The organism is Alkalihalophilus sp. As8PL (assembly GCF_040939795.1).
Lineage (GTDB): Bacteria > Bacillota > Bacilli > Bacillales > Bacillaceae_D > Alkalihalophilus > Alkalihalophilus lindianensis.
This window is the reverse complement of sequence record NZ_CP162551.1, coordinates 463,706-481,324: the sequence shown is the minus strand read 5'-3', so window position 1 is coordinate 481,324 and position 17,619 is coordinate 463,706. Positions and strand designations below refer to the sequence as shown.

The following is a 17,619-nucleotide window of genomic DNA, read 5'->3' as shown; positions in this document are numbered from 1 at the left end:
CACAGAGCGTTTAAGTCTTGAGAGAAAGGTGGAATCTGAGATGCTCGATTTTTCCTGGAAGGTTTTTTCAATGACCGGCAACTTAGACACGTATTTGTTAATGAAAGAGCTTGAGCGGGATTCGAATGATGAATCTAGCCAAGAAGACGTTGATGCGATTGACACTTTAGACGCTCCGACACATTGACCTTGTTTGCACCTCACAATGAATATGTGGTGATGTAAGCATGATGCAAAAAGTAGAAGCAATCGTGATCAGAACCAATGATTACGGCGAATCCAATAAAATTGTCACATTGTATACGAGAGAGAATGGTAAGGTCGGTGTAATGGCGCGAGGGGCTAAAAAGCCAAAAAGTCGACTTGCGGCCGTTTCGCAACTGTTCATTCATGGTCTTTATTTGTTCCAAAGAAGCAACGGACTCGGTACGTTAAATCAAGCAGAAATGATACATTCCTTTAAAGAAGTGAGAAATGATTTATTTCTTGCATCTTATGCATCTTACATGGTTGAGTTAACGGATCGATTAACGGATGAAAAAGAACCAAATGAGCCGTTATTTAATTTACTTCAACAAACGTTGCAGTATTTAGATGAGGGCATTGATCCTGATGTTTTGTTACGGATTTTCGAAATGAAAATGATGGCTGTTGCTGGGATCTCGCCCGAGCTTGACCAATGTGCTAGCTGTGGAAGTACAGAATTACCAAGTGGATTTTCAATTTCAGAAGCAGGTTTTTTGTGCAGGCGGTGTATGCATAAAGATGAGCGTGCCTTTCCTATTACGCCACATACGGCGAGACTCTTGCGATTATTTTACTACATCGACTTAAATCGTTTAGGGCAAATCTCATTAAAAGATGAAACAAAAAAAGAGATTAAATTGATTATCTCAACGTACTATGATGAGTATTCTGGCGTCACTTTGCGTTCAAAGCGTTTTCTTGAACAATTAGAACGAATGGGTGACCTTAGAGGCGAATGATATTGACACCGCCACTGAAATTCAGTATGATGCTAGTATTATCATATGGTGCATTGACGGAAAGAAGTACAATTAAGTCCTGTTGAAAGCGAACCTAGGATGGTGTGAGCTAGGGCAACAGTTTAATTGGAAGGCATTCCTGAGCATAAACGGTGAAAGTGATTCGTGTTGCAGCTTTGCTGGCGAATAAGTAGGGTGGAACCGCGGGAGAAACTCTCGTCCCTATGTCGATTATATCGGCATAAGGACGAGAGTTTTTTGTTTGTTCTGATCCAACACTTTTAAACGATGCAGTGTGTACTGATGTGGGTAGATTCTTTATTGAAACTTTGAAGGAGGAGTCAAAATGAATGTTCAAACGATGATTTTGACATTACAAGAATTTTGGTCAAAACAAAACTGTATGATCATGCAAGCGTATGACACAGAAAAAGGGGCAGGTACGATGAGTCCTTTTACACTGTTACGTACAATTGGTCCTGAGCCTTGGAATGTTGCTTATGTTGAGCCATCCCGCCGTCCTGCAGATGGAAGATATGGAGAAAATCCAAACCGCCTTTATCAACATCATCAATTTCAAGTAATTATGAAACCATCCCCAACAAATATTCAGGAGCTGTACCTAGATAGTTTAAAAGCACTTGGTATCGATCCTCTAAAGCATGATATTCGTTTTGTAGAAGATAACTGGGAAAACCCGACACTTGGTTGTGCTGGTTTAGGCTGGGAAGTTTGGTTAGATGGAATGGAGATTACTCAGTTTACGTATTTCCAACAAGTGGGTGGAATTGAAGCGAACCCAGTGTCTGCTGAAATTACATATGGTCTTGAGCGTCTTGCTTCATACATTCAAGATAAAGAAAACGTTTTTGATCTTGAGTGGGTGGAAGGTTTCACATATGGTGACATCTTCAAACAACCTGAATACGAGCATTCAAAGTACACATTTGAAGTATCAGATAGCCAAATGCTATTCTCACTATTTGGCACATATGAGCAAGAAGCAAAGCGTGCGCTAGATGAAAACCTAGTTTTCCCGGCTTATGATTACATTTTAAAATGTTCGCACACGTTTAACTTACTTGATGCACGTGGAGCGATTTCAGTTACAGAGAGAACCGGTTATATTGGACGCGTCAGAAACCTAGCTCGTACGGCAGCGAAATTATATTATGATGAGCGTGAGCGTTTAGGATTTCCAATGTTAAAGAAGGGGGATGCAGAGAATGAGTAAACGTGATTTCTTATTTGAGCTAGGACTTGAAGAACTTCCAGCCCGTTTTGTTACCGATTCAATGAATCAATTAAAAGATAAGGTAGAAGCTTGGTTGAAAGAAGAGCGTTTAACGTATGATGCGGTTGAAGCTTTTTCTACCCCTCGTCGTCTTGCGTTATATGTTACTGGCTTAGTTGAAAAACAACCAGATGTGGAAGCTGAAGCAAAGGGACCTGCTAAAAAAATCGCTCAAGATGAAGAGGGAAACTGGTCTAAAGCGGCTCTAGGCTTTGCTCGCGGACAAGGTGTGGCAGCTGAAGAATTATTTTTCAAGGAATTAAAAGGTGTAGAGTACGTGTATGCCAAAACCTTCTCAGCTGGTAAGCAAACAGTTGAGTTGTTACCGGAATTAAAACCGATTGTGACATCACTTCACTTCCCTAAAAACATGCGTTGGAACCAATATGATTTACGGTTTGCACGCCCGATCCAATGGATGGTAGCCTTATTTGGTGAAGAAATCATACCGTTTGAGATTACAGATGTAAAAACGAGCAATGTTACTCGTGGACACCGTTTCCTAGGCGAAGAAGTGAAGCTTGCCTCACCTAGTGATTATGAGACAGCTCTATTAGGTCAATACGTGATTGCGCGTCCGGATGAACGTAAACGGGCGATTCGTAATCAATTAGAATCAATGACTGAGGGCAATGGTTGGGTGATTCCAATTGATGAAGATTTACTTGAAGAAGTAACCAATCTTGTTGAATATCCAACCGCTCTATCAGGTTCATATGATCAAGCATTTTTAGAGATACCAAAGGAAGTACTGATCACTTCAATGCGCGAACATCAACGTTATTTCCCTGTAGAAGACGTGGAAGGTAATCTCTTACCACATTTTGTTACAGTTCGTAATGGAGATCATCAGCACTTAGAAAACGTAGCAAAAGGAAACGAGAAAGTACTTCGTGCGCGCCTTTCTGATGCGGCATTCTTCTATGCTGAAGATCAAAAGCTCAAAATCAGCGATGCGCTTACACGCTTAGAAAACATTGTTTATCATGAGGACCTTGGTTCTATCGCTGACAAAGTTCGTCGTGTACGTAAAGCGACTCAATCCATTAGTGAGTTAGTTGTTTTAGATGCTAAAGAACGAGAAGTAGCTGATCGTATCGCAGAAATCAACAAGTTTGATCTAGTGACTCAAATGGTATATGAATTTCCTGAACTTCAAGGCCGTATGGGAGAGGTCTATGCCGAGTTAAGTGGTGAGCCTAAGGAAGTAACAACGGGCATTAAAGAACATTATATGCCTAAGTTTGCAGGAGATAAGAGCCCTTCTTCAAAAGCAGCAACAGTTGTCAGCTTAACAGATAAGTTAGATACGATTGTTACGTGTTTTGCGATTAGTCTAATTCCAACAGGTTCACAAGATCCATACGCCCTTCGTAGACAAGCAGCCGGAATCGTTCAGATGATTGCTGATTATGACTTTGATGTTGTGATTGATGAGTTAGTTGCAGTGAACCTTGATGTAGCAGAGGAACGCGGCTTATTGAAGCGTGACCGTGAGGATATTACGAAGGAAATTATTGAATTCTTCAATATGCGACTGAAAAATGCCCTGCAAGATAAAGGTGCTCGTTATGATGTTATTGATGCCGTGATTACAAATAAGAGGATTCATGTTCCTACAGCGATCAAAAAAGCGGAGCTACTGATGAAGCAAGTGAGTGAACCGACGTTTAAGAAGACGGTCGAAGCATTAAGCCGTGTCACAAACATCGCTAAGAAAGCAGAATCAGGTGCAGAGATTAATCCTGATTTATTTGAGAAGGAAGAAGAGCATGAGCTATATAAACACTATCAACAAGCAAAAAAAGAAGTCCATGTAGCGCTTGCTAACGGGGATGTTGAACGTGCATTTACGAGCCTTCAAACGATTGAACCGGCTATTCATGCTTACTTTGATGATATTATGGTCATGGCAGAACAAGAGAATGTTAAACGGAATCGTCTTGCGCAGATGCAGGAGTTATCAGCCGTAATTTCCGCTTTTGCAAACTTCCAATCAATTGTGTTTAGCTAAAAGTTAAATGACTAATAAGTACTTTGAACGATTTTTGTGCAAAAAGTAGACTATTAGTATATAATATTGAGGATAAAGCATAACACATTTGTGTGTTGAAGGCGGTGGAAACAATCGAACTCACAAATCGGCAAGAACATATTGTAGAAATTGTGAAGGAAAATGGACCAATAACAGGCGAACAAATCGCAGAACGTCTTTCATTAACGAGAGCGACATTGCGTCCGGATTTAGCTATTTTAACGATGGCTGGTTATTTAGATGCCAGACCACGAGTAGGATATTTCTATACAGGTAAAACAGGATCTGAATTACTTGGAGAAAAAGTAAAGAACATCACCGTGAGCCACTATCAATCACGCCCGATTGTTGTGCAAGAGTCATCCTCTGTATATGATGCTATTTGCACAATGTTTCTGGAAGATGTTGGTACATTGTTTGTAACAGACAAACAAACAACGCTCGTTGGAGTATTATCAAGAAAAGATTTATTACGTGCTAGTTTGGGTAAACAAGCACTAGAGTCCATTCCAGTCAGTATTATTATGACGAGAATGCCTAATATCACAGTATGTAGGCAAGATGATCTCATTATAGAAGTAGCTAAGAAGTTAATTAATAAACAAATAGATGGACTACCTATTGTTCAGGATGTTGATTTTGGCTCTGGCTATGAAGTGGTTGGTCGAATCACGAAAACAAATATAACTTCGTTGCTCGTAGATTTAGCGAACGAAGAAACGATCTAGGAAGCAACAGATGTGAGGAGGTCATGATGGTAGAAATGAAGCAGCGTCCTGTTGTATACGTCGTCTCAGATTCTGTAGGAGAAACCGCAGAGTTAGTGGTAAAAGCTGCTGCGAGCCAATTTAATGGTGCAGGTGTAGAAGTTCGTCGCATTCCTTATGTAGAAGATGAGGGAACGATTGATGAAATTATTTATTTAGCTTCACAAGCAAATGCATTAATTGCCTTCACATTAGTTGTGCCGGAAATTAAAAATTACTTGATTGAGCGTGCTGCACTAAGAGGGGTAGAGACGGTCGATATTATCGGACCAATGTTAAATAAGATTGAAACCTTAACAGGGAAAGAACCAAGATATGAACCAGGACTCGTGTATCGACTTGATGAAGATTATTTTCGTAAAGTAGAAGCAATAGAGTTTGCGGTTAAATATGATGATGGGCGTGACCCAAGAGGGATCATGAGAGCGGATGTCGTATTAATTGGTGTATCTAGAACATCGAAAACACCACTTTCTCAATATTTAGCTCATAAACGACTAAAAGTAGCGAATGTCCCACTCGTTCCTGAAGTGGAACCGCCTCAAGAGTTATTTAAGATCTCAGCTAAAAAGTGTATCGGTCTTAAAATTAGCCCTGAAAAATTAAATGATATTCGGGCAGAGCGCTTGAAAGCATTAGGCTTAAAAGCGCAAGCAAATTATGCCAATATTGAACGAATCAAAGAAGAGCTCGTGTATGCTGAGGATGTAATGAACAGAATCGGCTGCCCGGTGATTGATGTTTCAAACAAAGCAGTAGAGGAAACAGCTAATTTAATTTCTAGTATGTTTCAGCGGAAGTAAGCTATAAGAAGGCACCTTTTGATTAGAGGGTGCCTTTCCTACGTAATAGCTGAACTACAAATGATGCTTAATTGGAATCTTTATAAAATAATACTAGTCAAACCATTTAAAGTTCCGTATAATAAAGAATTGTGTTCTTATTAGTATTGTAAAATGATCATAATTTAGAAAAAGAACGATTAAATTTAAAAAGTCAAGACTTTTTCTTGTTTTTTTGGTAATGATAGTAAAGGAGAATGTGTATAATTAGTTTGTTGGTGAAAAAAAGTGATACAATTTGTATCATTCGACAAAAAACAGCGAAATTCTTTAAAATGTTTGCAGGAATCTATAAGAGGATGTTGAATTCAAGTTATGAGCGAACAAATAGCACGCGTTTATGTAGATGCAGATTCATGTCCAGTTAAAAACGAGATTGTGTCGATATGTCAAGAGCTTAATCTAAGTGCTGTATTTGTGTCTTCGATTGCTCATCATATCTCCGTTCCAGAAGGCTTTTCACATGTTACGGTTGATTCTGACAAAGAGGCAGCGGATATGTATATTCTTAATCATACAAGGCGTGGAGATTGCTGTGTGACTCAAGATCATGCGCTTGCTTCAATCCTGCTTCCAAAGGGTGTCAGTGTCCTTTCACCGCGCGGATATGTATATCGTGAAGAAACGATCATGCAAATGCTCGATGCTCGTTACTTTTCTCAGAAAGTACGTAGAGGTGGTGGCAAGACAAAAGGCCCAAAAGCATTCACTGAGGAAGATCGTTCACAATTTTGCTATCAATTTACAACAATTTTATCAAAATAAGCAGGAAAATAGCAAAAAAACTCGAACATATATTACACTCATCAGGAAAGAAAAATGGTGATGCAAAGTATGAGTAGTCGCATACCAGAAGAGAAAATTGAGCAAATTCGCAAAACGACGGATATTGTTGAAGTGATTAGTGATTATGTTCAATTAAAGAAACAAGGTAGGCAATACACTGGATTATGCCCCTTCCATGGAGAAAAGACTCCTTCATTTTCCGTTTCACAAGATAAGCAACTGTATCATTGTTTTGGATGCGGAGCAGGTGGGAATGTCTTTTCCTTTCTGATGGAGCATGAGGGATATAGCTTTGTGGACGCTGCTAAACAATTAGCAGATCGAGCCAATATCGAATTGCCTGTTTCAAACCAAAGAGAAGCCAACCCAAATTCTCCTCAGAAGATGATGATGGATGGACATGAGCTTGCAGCTAAACTCTATCATCATGTTTTGACTTTAACTGAGGAAGGATCAGGTGGCAGAGAATATGCGAAGGCTAGAGCTTTTCAAAAAGAACAGCTTGAACACTTTCAAATAGGATTTGCACCTAATCGTTGGGACTCTCTTAAGATCATACTTGAAAAAAAAGAATTCAATTTAGACGTGATGGCGAACGCTGGTCTACTTGGTACTAGAGAGTCTGATCAAGGACATTATGATCGATTTAGAAATCGTCTCATGTTTCCGATTTGGGATGGCCAAGGGAAGGTAATTGCTTTTGGTGGAAGAAGCATAGGGGATGAGAAGCCGAAATATTTAAACAGTGCTGAAACTCCGATTTTCCATAAAAGTAAAATCCTTTACGCGATTCATTTAGCTAGGCCGTCCATTCGCAAAGAAAATGCAGCCATATTATTTGAAGGATATGTCGATGTAGTAGCAGCTTGGGGTGCTGGAGTAAAGAATGGTGTCGCAACACTTGGTACAGCTCTGACTGAAGAGCAGGCTAAGTTGTTAAGGCGTAATGCTGAAACGGTCACCCTTTGTTATGATTCCGACCGAGCTGGTATAGAGGCAGCCTTCAGATCTGCAGGCATCTTAGAGCAAGTTGGATGTCATGTGAAAATTGCCTTAATGCCAGAGGGTCTTGATCCCGATGACTTCATTCGGAAATTTGGAGCTGATCGCTTTAAAACGGATGTAATAGGGGCAAGCTTATCATTAATGGCATTTAAGATGCGTTTCTTGCGAAAGGGAAAAAATCTTCAAGATGAAGGAGAACGCCTCCGTTATATCGAAGAAGTGCTTACAGAGATTGCCTCCTTGCCACGAGCAGTAGAACGCGATCATTATTTAAGGCAAGTTGCTGAAGAATTTTCGCTTTCACTTGATGCTCTAAAGCAAGAACAATTTCAAATTTACCGTGCTAAAAAGCAACAAAAAGGCTCCGATAAAGAGCAACCGATAAAGCGCACGACAACCAAAGCGTTAAGTCAAAAGAAACTTCTCCCTGCATATAAAAATGCAGAACGGTTATTGCTTGCTCACATGATGAGGGATGTAGAGATCGCCGAACAAGTCCAAGAAAGAATAGGTGGCCAATTTAATGTTGATGAACACCATGCGATTGCTGCTTACTTGTTTGCGTACTATGGTGAAGGGAACGAGGCGGACCCAAGTCGTTTTGTTCAGCGCCTAGATGATCCTACTCTTATGCGAATTGCCTCTGAGCTTGCGATGTTACCAATTAATGAAGAATGTTCGGATCAAGAGATAATTGATTACATGAAACAGATTGAGAATTATCCAAAATGGGTAGACATACAACAGAAAGAATTACTTATGAAGCAGGAGCATGATCCCGTTGCAGCTGCAAGGTTAAAAATGGAGATTATCCAAATGAAAAAACAGCTTCATTAACTCGTTGTAATGTGGACCAGGTCAATTGGGTTGTGAACAATGGAAGGAGGGGATCGAATGGCAGAGAAACCATTACGCCCACTAGCGGAAGGTGAATTGTCCATCGATCAAGTGAAAGAACAATTAGTTGAGGTAGGAAAAAAGAGGGGTGTCTTAACATATACAGAGATTACAGAGAAGCTAGCTGTATTTGACCAAGACTCTGATCAAATGGATGAATTTTTTGAATACCTTGGAGAGCAAGGTGTTGAGATCTTAAATGAATCAGACGATACTCCTAATCTTCAACAAGCTGCAAAAGAAGAAGAAGAGTTTGACCTAAACGACTTAAGTGTACCGCCGGGTATTAAAATTAATGATCCGGTTCGTATGTATCTAAAAGAAATTGGTCGTGTCCCCCTTCTTTCGGCTCAAGAAGAAATTGAGCTAGCAAAACGGATTGAGCAAGGAGATGAAGAGGCTAAGCGTCGCCTAGCGGAAGCGAACTTACGTCTTGTTGTCTCGATTGCCAAACGCTATGTAGGTCGTGGGATGTTATTCCTTGATTTGATTCAAGAAGGAAATATGGGTCTCATTAAGGCTGTTGAGAAGTTCGACTATGAAAAAGGGTACAAATTCAGTACGTACGCGACTTGGTGGATTCGTCAAGCCATTACTCGTGCGATTGCTGACCAAGCAAGAACGATTCGTATTCCTGTCCACATGGTTGAAACGATCAATAAATTAATCCGTGTTCAACGTCAATTGTTGCAAGACTTTGGACGTGAACCAACCCCAGAAGAAGTAGCAGAAGAAATGGAATTAACGCCTGAAAAGGTACGTGAAATCTTAAAGATTGCTCAAGAGCCAGTATCTCTTGAAACGCCTATTGGTGAAGAGGATGACTCTCATTTAGGAGATTTCATTGAAGACCAAGAAGCGCTTGCTCCGTCTGATGCAGCAGCATATGAGTTATTAAAAGAACAACTTGAAGATGTTCTAGATACTCTGACAGATCGTGAGGAAAACGTTCTACGTCTTCGCTTTGGGCTTGATGACGGTCGTACACGTACATTAGAAGAAGTAGGTAAAGTCTTCGGTGTTACACGTGAACGTATTCGTCAGATCGAAGCGAAAGCTCTTCGTAAGCTACGTCACCCAAGCCGTAGTAAGCGTCTGAAAGATTTCTTAGAATAAAACAATACAATTAATAGTCGGTTATAAATGGTTTGCTCATCGATGAGATGAGTAAGCCATTTTTTCCATCACATACAATATCTTAGGAGGAGTGGGATGGATGATTTAAGGAAAAAGGTTATTATTAATGAAATCAAGCACTGGAAACACTCAAACTTACTACCGACGCAGTATTGTGATTTCTTGTTAACCTTATATACAGAAGGGGAAGAAGGTAGTGTGCCACCTACTTCGGGAAAGCGCTTCCTAAACTTCCGGTTGATTTACCCTTTCTTACTTGTGCAATTATCATTTTTCTTTACTGCTCTTGTCATTTATTTTACTGATTTTTCAAGTGGATTGCAAATGCTTATTGGTTTGATTTTTTCGATAATTGTGTTTTTTATCGCAGTATCAACTAAAAGAGAGCTTGTTTTTCTTAAACAATTTTATTCTTTTATTGGGGCACTTATCTTATTTCTTGTAACGATTGAAGCAGCAGGCCACTTTGCAAATCATAGTAATACAGTGTTATCAATTGTTATTACAGTCCACTGCTTAGCTTGGATTTTGGTCGGTTTCAAGTGGAAAATGCGTTTCTTTACAATCTCTGGTATACTAGGACTTGTCGTACTAAGTGGGTTCTGGTTTATTTAAAAGAGTGACAAAAAAAGCAATTCTGCTCACAGTACTTTTCACCGGAGGCATTTTCGAGTAAAATGGAGAAGGTAATCTTTATCGTCTACATAACTGACGGGAAAATAGTTTACATGCAAAGGAGGGTACTAGCATGAAAGGAAGACCACTCTTACCATTCGGGATTATTGCAATCGTAGGGATTGTAGTAATGATTTCGCTTTCATTCATGGGGTTAAACCAACGTGAAGCGATGAATGCAGATGAAGAAGAAACAGAAGAAGTAACTGAGTTTGAAGACCCAGTTGCAGCAGGTGAAGAATTAACACAAGCTTCTTGTATCGGCTGTCACGGTGGAGATTTAGGCGGAGCTTCAGGTCCTGCCCTAACATCTCTTGAAGGTTCATATTCACAAGAAGAGATCACAGATATCATTCTTAATGGACAAGGCGCTATGCCAGCTATTTCTAATGTAAATGATGTTGAAGCTGATGCAATTGCTGAGTATTTACTTTCCATTTCTGAATAACAAGTAAGAAGCGAGGGGTTCCGATAACTCTCGCTTTTTTTGATTGGCAAAAAGCTTGTGTAGTTGCGAAAAATAGCTATTATCGGTAAGATGAAAGACATCAATGATATAGAAATGATAGGTGAGTAAAAAAATGAATGAGCGACAATTATCAAGACGTTTACAACTAGTGGCTACATATGTACCTAAAGGAGCGAAAACAGCTGACATCGGTTCTGATCATGCTTATTTACCATGTTATCTATGCCTAAAAGATGAGACGGCAACAGCAATTGCAGGCGAGATCAATGAAGGTCCTTATCAATCAGCACAGTCTCAAGTAAGACAATCAGGGCTCACTGAGCGTGTTTCAGTTCGTAAAGGAAATGGATTAGCTGTTATTGAAGCTCAAGATGACGTTGATGTAGTGACGGTAGCGGGAATGGGCGGAGCATTGATCACAACCATTTTAACTGAAGGGAAAGATAAATTAACAAATGTATCACGTCTAATCCTGCAACCGAATGTTTCAGCTAGTATAATTCGCCTTTGGCTAGATCAAAATGGATGGACGCTGAAGGCTGAAGAGATTATTGAAGAAGATGACAAAATTTATGAAATTCTTGTTGCAGATCGTGGTGAGAACAAATCTTTATATAAAACGAACAAAGAACAGAAAATGTTACTTGGTCCCTTTTTAATGGACGAGTGTAACGAGGCTTTTCAAAAGAAGTGGACGTATGAAAAAATTAATTGGGAGAGAATTTTAACTCAATTTGAAAAAGCAACTGAAACTGTTGAACTTAAAGAAAAGAAAGAAGAAATCAAAAAAAAGATTGAAATGGTTAAGGAGGTAGTAAAATGACGAAATTTGTGAATGGACAAGCCCTTATCCAACATTTTGAAAGCTGGTCCCCGAAATCATATGCTGTTGAAGGCGATCGAAATGGAGTTATGATTGGTACATTGAATAAGCCGATTAAAAAAGTGATGGTTGCACTTGATGTGTTAGAAGTCGTAATCGACGAGGCGGTGAGTGAAGGAGTCGACCTTATTGTGGCTCATCATCCGCTTTTATTCAGACCACTAAAAAAAATTGATACAAACACAGCGCAGGGAAGAATCGTAGAGAAAGCGATTAAAAATGATATCACTATCTATGCTGCCCATACAAACCTTGACATTGCCAAAGGTGGGGTCAATGATATGATGGCGGATGCATTAGGTCTAAAGGATACAGAGGTGCTATCTCCGACCCAAGAGATGGCTTTAAAGAAAGTGGTTGTGTTTGTTCCTGAGTCACATGCAAACGAGCTGAGAGAGGCGTTAGGACGTGCAGGGGCAGGGTATATTGGAAACTATAGTCATTGTACGTTTAACTCTACTGGAGTTGGCACATTCCTACCTGGTGAGGGGACGAATCCTCATATTGGAGAAGCGAATAAGCTAGAGCGAGTCGAAGAAGTGAAGATTGAAACGATCATTCCAGCTCCTCTGCAAAATCGTGTGATCGCGGCAATGATTAAAGCGCATCCGTATGAGGAGCCTGCATATGATGTGTATCCGCTTGAAAATAAAGGCGAAACACTGGGACTTGGACGCATTGGTTTATTAAGTGAAGAAATGACTCTGCAGGAATTTGCTGAACATGTGAAGCTGGCCTTTGATGTAAGTGGCGCAAGGGTAGTGGGAGACCTCTCCGGCACGGTCAAGAAGGTGGCGGTCCTTGGCGGCGATGGAAATAAGTATATGATGGAAGCTCTTTTTAAAGGAGCAGACGTGATGGTGACAGGAGATGTTTATTATCATATGGCTCATGATGTGATGATGGAAGGGTTGAAGATTGTTGATCCTGGTCATAATGTCGAGAAGGTAATGAAAGAGGGAGTCAAGCGATTTTTAGATGCGTTCCTGAAAGAGAAAGGCTATCAGACTGAAGTCATTGCTTCAAAGCCAAATACCGACCCGTTTCAATTTGTATAAAAAATGAACCAACCTCAATGAAAGATGAGGTTGGTTTTTTGGTAGAAAAAAACCGCTGCCTTAAGTATGCAGCGGTTCAATCTTATTTCTTTGCCTTCACCTTAGGGAGAATCTTTTGCAAGGCTACTTTACGTTCGAGTTTCCATGTTGATTCATCTTCAGGGTCAAATTTCTCAAGAAACGAAATCACTTCTTTTGTAAGTGGTGTTGGGGTTGAAGCACCAGAGGTGACACCAACAAGGTTCACATCTTTAAGCCAATCCAACTCTAATTCAGTGATATCACCGATTCGATATGCTCTTGTTCCGGCAATTTGCTCGGATACTTGTGCTAGGCGATTCGAGTTGTTGCTTTTTGGATCACCCACCACAATAACAAGGTCACACTCTTTTGCTTGTTCGGCCACTGCTTCTTGGCGAACTTGTGTAGCTAAGCAAATTTCATTATGAACTTCGGCTGTGGGATAGATCTCCATCGCTTTTTTCATAATGTCGGAAACATCCCACTGACTCATCGTTGTTTGATTCGTAATGATTAGTTTATCAGTCCCTACATTGAGGTTTAACACATCATCTACTGATTCAACAAGATGAACAGCGTGAGGGGCGACACCAATCGCACCTTCAGGCTCTGGGTGGCCTTTCTTACCGACGTAAATGAACTCATGACCTTCCGCTGCTTTTTCACGGATAAGGTCGTGTGTACGTGTTACATCAGGGCAAGTTGCATCAACGACTGTTAATCCTTTTTCTTTTGCTAACTTCCGCACTTCCGGAGAAACACCGTGTGCAGTGAAAATAACAGTCCCTTTTTCCACTTGTTTTAAAATTTCTACACGGTTAGGACCATCTAAAGAGATAATCCCATCATCTTCAAACGCTTCTGTAACGTGCTTGTTATGGACAATCATACCAAGGATATAAATTGGTCTTGGCAAGTCCAAGTTTTGTGCTGCTTGTCTAGCTAATACCATCGCATCAACTACGCCGTAGCAATAGCCGCGAGGTGAAATTTTCATCACTTTCATGACAGGCCTCCTAAAATGAGAGCTCCTGTCCTCAAAAGTTGAGAACAGGATTGTCGATTCGTCCTATATTATAAAGGAGAAACAGAGATGTGACAATCATTTCGCCTAGTTTAGCTCGAGTAAGGCACCATCAATGAACTCATATGCTTGCTCTTCCGTCATATCATTCATCAGCACAAGTTCACTAGCAATCATTTGCCGTGCTTTTTGCAAGTGGTTACGATCTTGGATGTGTAGACCATTTGCACGCTCAGCTTGCTTTTTGGAAAGAGAAGAAATTAAGTGTGCAGCATCAACAATACTTCCACTTTTTAATAAGTTTTCTGTTTCACGAGAGAAATGGCTGGTAGATGGTGGTGTCTCAGGTCCATTTTGTAATGCTTCGACAAGAACATCTAACTCTTGTTGATCAATAACCTTTCGTAATCCTGATTGATCAATGCGATTTTCTGGAAGCATTAATTTCACATCAACGAGAGGGAAGTGAAGGATATAATAGGAATGAGTTTCTCCTAAAACATCTTTCTCTTCAATATCTTGAATCGTACCAGCACCGTGGTATGGGTAAACGACGTGATCACCAACTTTAAACATGGGCATTCCTCCATTCGAGTAATACCATTAGTATAACATAAAATGATGCAAATTTAAAATTTTACTATTCGCTAGCGAATGTTGTCAACAAAAAATTACTGAAATCAAATATAAAGTTTTGGACTTGGCAAACCATTTGTGAAAACGGGTGGTTTTACTGGTCTCGTTGCCAGAGGGGCAGACATGGTTGTGCTCTCATTTTGTGGTACGATTGGAACGTGTTGTTGCATAATTGGTTCTTGATTTACAGGCGTTGCTACCTCAGGAGTAGGTATGTCGTTACTTCTCATAATCCTCCAAATGGCAGGCATGTTGCGAATGAGAGGACCATATTGCTGCACCATAGGTACTACTTGTTGAGTTAAGCCTAAAACGCGTTGAGTATTTTGTAAAATAGTCGTGAAGTTCATGGTGCCACTTGCACCAGCTGCTGCCCGGCCAATCCCGCCAGCAATAGAAGACCCGGCAGCTTGGGAAGACCCGCCGCCAAATAATCGAGCGAGTAATCCGCCACCTCGACCAGCAGCTGATAACCCACCAAAACCACGAGCTAACCCAGCCGTCTGTCCTGCATAGGGAGCGTAGGAGGCAGCTTGTGCTCCTTGAAACATAGGTGCTGCCTGCATGAAGCCGCTTGCCGCTTGAAAAGGTGGTTGCATAGAGAGAGGTCCAAGGGGAGGTCCCATATAACGTTGCATAATATTATCTCCTTTCACGTTTATGAACAATATCCTTATAAGTAGGTATATGCACAAGAAAGAAAAGGGTGAAAAGGTAACATGATTAAAACTTCATTGGCATCTATAGTGTAAACTATGATAAAATGAACTATTGCATTGAACTATTGCATGAAATAGTCATGGATGAAGGGTGAGAACAATTATGGAAGCAACTAATTTTAAAAGGTTTGAATTAAAACCATTTCTGATAGAAGCGCTATCGGCGCAACGTTTTTCATTACCAACTGAAATTCAAGAACGTTTAATACCAGCTATTAAAAATGGAAAAGATGTGATCGGCCAATCTCAAACAGGAACAGGGAAGACATTATCCTTTTTGTTACCGATCTTAGATAAAATTGATACAACGAAAGATGAAGTACAAGCAGTTATTACAGCTCCAACAAGAGAGCTTGCTTCTCAATTATTTGATGAGTTAAAAAAGCTTGTTGAGCATTGTCCAGAAGACAACATGATTCATGCGAAGCTTTTAGTAGGTGGTACAGATCGTCAACGAGCTATTGATAGCTTAAAGAACCAACCTCATATCGTTGTCGGTACAGCAGGCCGTATTGGTGATTTAGTTGATGAAAAGGCGCTGCTTGTATACACAGCGTCAATGCTTGTAGTAGATGAAGCTGACCAAATGCTTGATATGGGATTTATCGCAGATGTTGATAAAGTCGCTTCGCGTATGGCAGAAAACATGCAAATGATGGTCTTTTCTGCAACGATTCCAGAGAAATTACAGCCATTTTTAAAGAAATACATGAATGACCCTAGGCATGTGCAGGTTGAACCTAAGCATGTAACGGCATCAAAGATTGAGCATCGCATTGTGCCTCTTCGTAATCGAGACAAAATGAAATTTGTTGTCGAGCTTGCAGAATCAATCAACCCATATTTGGCAATTGTGTTTACGAACACAAAAGAACAAGCAGATGAAGTGACAAAAGTGATGCAAGAGGCTGGTTTGAATGTTGACTGCATTCATGGTGGATTGCAGCCACGTCAACGTAAACAAATTATGAAGCAAGTAAAAGAAGTGAAGATGCAGTATCTAGTAGCGACTGACCTTGCTGCACGTGGACTGGATGTAAAAGGTGTAACCCATATTATTAATTTTGGATTACCTAAGGATCTAGATTTCTATGTTCACCGTGTAGGCCGTACAGCACGAGCTGGTGCTGATGGGATTGCTTATACGATCTTTGAACAAAATGATCAGCAAGCGGTCGAAAAGTTATTAAAAAGAGGAATTAAATTTACTTATTATGATTTCAAGAAAGGTGAATGGCTAAAGCTTGATAAACCACCACTAGGTGTGCCAGGTAAACGCCAGAAGCCTACATCAAATCAAGAAGCAACGACGAAGGGACCGAAAAAAGAAACCGTGAATACAGGGACAGGAAAAGCAAAAGCAAAGCCGAAAAAAGTAAAACCAGGCTATAAGAAAAAAGCAAAGTTTAAACAAGCGAAAGAAGCGCAACGAGAGCGCCGTATTTCATCACGTAAAAAGTAATAACGGGGGATCAGCATGACGTTAAAAATCGGATCGCATGTATCAATGAATGGGAAACAGATGCTGCTTGGAGCAAGTTTAGAAGCTGCATCTTATGGTGCAAATACCTTTATGATCTATACAGGTGCCCCTCAAAACACCCGTCGAAAGCCAATTGAGGAGTTAAATATTGAGGCAGGGCTTGCTCATATGAGTGAACACGGTATGGTGGATATTGTTGTTCACGCACCTTATATCATTAATATTGCTAATACAACAAAGCCAGAGACATTTGAACTAGGTGTTAACTTCTTACGTTCAGAGATTGAACGTACAGAAGCACTTGGTGCTAAACAAATCGTTTTACACCCTGGTGCTCATGTAGGGGCTGGTGCAGATGTTGGAATTGCAAAGATTATTGAAGGTCTAAATGAAGTGCTTGAAACAAAGAATGATGTACAAATTGCCCTTGAAACAATGGCTGGAAAAGGGACAGAGTGCGGTCGTTCGTTTGAAGAATTAGCACAGATCATTAACGGTGTAAAACATAATGAACGTCTATCCGTTTGTTTAGACACTTGTCACGTTCATGATGCCGGATATGATATCGTACAGGATTTTGATGGTGTTTTAGATGAATTTGATCGTGTGGTCGGAATAGATCGACTGAAAGTGCTTCACATCAATGATAGTAAAAACATCTGCGGGGCAAAGAAGGACCGTCATGAGAATATTGGATTTGGCCATATTGGGTATAAGGCTCTCCATAAAGTTGTTCATCATCCTCAGCTGGAAAGTGTACCAAAGATTCTTGAAACGCCATTTGTTGGTGAGGATAAGAAAAACAAAAAGCCTCCATATAAACATGAAATTGAGATGTTGAAAGCAGGAGAATTTGACGAACACATTCTAGGGAAAATAATGGAATAAAAAAAAGGAACATA

18 protein-coding genes are annotated in these 17,619 nt (G+C 40.2%); 15 read left to right on the top strand and 3 right to left on the bottom strand.

Features of this window, described 5'->3' with window-relative positions:
• Positions 1-40: 40 nt before the first annotated feature.
• The 13 genes from AB3N04_RS03820 to AB3N04_RS03760 all read left to right on the top strand — a co-directional run bounded on the left by AB3N04_RS03820 (position 41) and on the right by AB3N04_RS03760 (position 12,834).
• Positions 41-187, top strand: a complete 147-nt coding sequence (locus AB3N04_RS03820) for a YqzL family protein (RefSeq protein WP_317120452.1) — start codon at positions 41-43, stop codon at positions 185-187.
• A 40-nt stretch (positions 188-227) separates the two neighbouring features.
• Complete coding sequence (gene recO / locus AB3N04_RS03815) at positions 228-986, top strand: DNA repair protein RecO (protein WP_368504797.1); 759 nt, start codon at positions 228-230, stop codon at positions 984-986.
• A 346-nt stretch (positions 987-1,332) separates the two neighbouring features.
• Positions 1,333-2,220, top strand: coding sequence for a glycine--tRNA ligase subunit alpha (gene glyQ / locus AB3N04_RS03810; protein WP_012958153.1), 888 nt, complete (start codon positions 1,333-1,335; stop codon positions 2,218-2,220).
• On the top strand, positions 2,213-4,294 hold the full coding sequence (gene glyS, locus AB3N04_RS03805) for a glycine--tRNA ligase subunit beta (RefSeq protein ID WP_368504796.1): 2,082 nt from the start codon (positions 2,213-2,215) through the stop codon (positions 4,292-4,294). Before glyQ ends, glyS begins: the two co-directional genes overlap by 8 nt.
• A gap of 104 nt (positions 4,295-4,398) precedes the next feature.
• Entirely contained in the window at positions 4,399-5,043 is a 645-nt protein-coding gene (locus tag AB3N04_RS03800) for a helix-turn-helix transcriptional regulator (protein ID WP_368504795.1), read from the top strand.
• Positions 5,044-5,069: 26 nt separating this feature from the next.
• On the top strand, positions 5,070-5,885 hold the full coding sequence (locus AB3N04_RS03795) for a pyruvate, water dikinase regulatory protein (protein ID WP_317121291.1): 816 nt from the start codon (positions 5,070-5,072) through the stop codon (positions 5,883-5,885).
• A 354-nt stretch (positions 5,886-6,239) separates the two neighbouring features.
• Complete coding sequence (locus AB3N04_RS03790) at positions 6,240-6,689, top strand: YaiI/YqxD family protein (protein WP_368504794.1); 450 nt, start codon at positions 6,240-6,242, stop codon at positions 6,687-6,689.
• A gap of 69 nt (positions 6,690-6,758) precedes the next feature.
• Positions 6,759-8,552: a DNA primase gene (gene dnaG, locus AB3N04_RS03785; RefSeq protein ID WP_368504793.1), complete on the top strand. Its 1,794-nt coding sequence runs from the start codon at positions 6,759-6,761 to the stop codon at positions 8,550-8,552.
• A 57-nt stretch (positions 8,553-8,609) separates the two neighbouring features.
• On the top strand, positions 8,610-9,728 hold the full coding sequence (gene rpoD, locus AB3N04_RS03780; RefSeq protein WP_368504792.1) for an RNA polymerase sigma factor RpoD: 1,119 nt from the start codon (positions 8,610-8,612) through the stop codon (positions 9,726-9,728).
• Positions 9,729-9,824: 96 nt separating this feature from the next.
• Positions 9,825-10,364: a hypothetical protein gene (locus tag AB3N04_RS03775; RefSeq protein WP_368504791.1), complete on the top strand. Its 540-nt coding sequence runs from the start codon at positions 9,825-9,827 to the stop codon at positions 10,362-10,364.
• A 133-nt stretch (positions 10,365-10,497) separates the two neighbouring features.
• Positions 10,498-10,872: a cytochrome c550 gene (gene cccA, locus AB3N04_RS03770; protein WP_368504790.1), complete on the top strand. Its 375-nt coding sequence runs from the start codon at positions 10,498-10,500 to the stop codon at positions 10,870-10,872.
• A 133-nt stretch (positions 10,873-11,005) separates the two neighbouring features.
• The gene (locus tag AB3N04_RS03765) at positions 11,006-11,716 is read left to right on the top strand and encodes a tRNA (adenine(22)-N(1))-methyltransferase TrmK (protein ID WP_368504789.1); all 711 of its coding nucleotides are present in this window, start codon (positions 11,006-11,008) and stop codon (positions 11,714-11,716) included.
• The gene (locus AB3N04_RS03760) at positions 11,713-12,834 is read left to right on the top strand and encodes a Nif3-like dinuclear metal center hexameric protein (RefSeq protein ID WP_368504788.1); all 1,122 of its coding nucleotides are present in this window, start codon (positions 11,713-11,715) and stop codon (positions 12,832-12,834) included. Before AB3N04_RS03765 ends, AB3N04_RS03760 begins: the two co-directional genes overlap by 4 nt.
• Before the next feature lie 82 nt (positions 12,835-12,916).
• On the opposite strand, the gene AB3N04_RS03755 is transcribed toward AB3N04_RS03760, so the two are convergent.
• From AB3N04_RS03755 to vrrA, 3 genes are all read right to left on the bottom strand, one after another.
• Positions 12,917-13,861: a 4-hydroxy-3-methylbut-2-enyl diphosphate reductase gene (locus tag AB3N04_RS03755; protein ID WP_368504787.1), complete on the bottom strand. Its 945-nt coding sequence runs from the start codon at positions 13,859-13,861 to the stop codon at positions 12,917-12,919.
• Positions 13,862-13,966: 105 nt separating this feature from the next.
• Positions 13,967-14,455, bottom strand: coding sequence for a CarD family transcriptional regulator (locus tag AB3N04_RS03750; RefSeq protein ID WP_317120464.1), 489 nt, complete (start codon positions 14,453-14,455; stop codon positions 13,967-13,969).
• Positions 14,456-14,559: 104 nt separating this feature from the next.
• Complete coding sequence (vrrA, locus tag AB3N04_RS03745; RefSeq protein ID WP_368504786.1) at positions 14,560-15,153, bottom strand: VrrA/YqfQ family protein; 594 nt, start codon at positions 15,151-15,153, stop codon at positions 14,560-14,562.
• A gap of 184 nt (positions 15,154-15,337) precedes the next feature.
• Between vrrA and AB3N04_RS03740 the strand changes: the two genes are divergently transcribed.
• Both AB3N04_RS03740 and AB3N04_RS03735 read left to right on the top strand, forming a co-directional pair.
• Positions 15,338-16,696 carry a DEAD/DEAH box helicase gene (locus tag AB3N04_RS03740; protein WP_368504785.1) on the top strand — a complete coding sequence of 453 codons (1,359 nt, stop codon included), beginning with the start codon at positions 15,338-15,340 and terminating at the stop codon, positions 16,694-16,696.
• A gap of 15 nt (positions 16,697-16,711) precedes the next feature.
• On the top strand, positions 16,712-17,605 hold the full coding sequence (locus AB3N04_RS03735; protein ID WP_368504784.1) for a deoxyribonuclease IV: 894 nt from the start codon (positions 16,712-16,714) through the stop codon (positions 17,603-17,605).
• Positions 17,606-17,619: the final 14 nt, after the last annotated feature.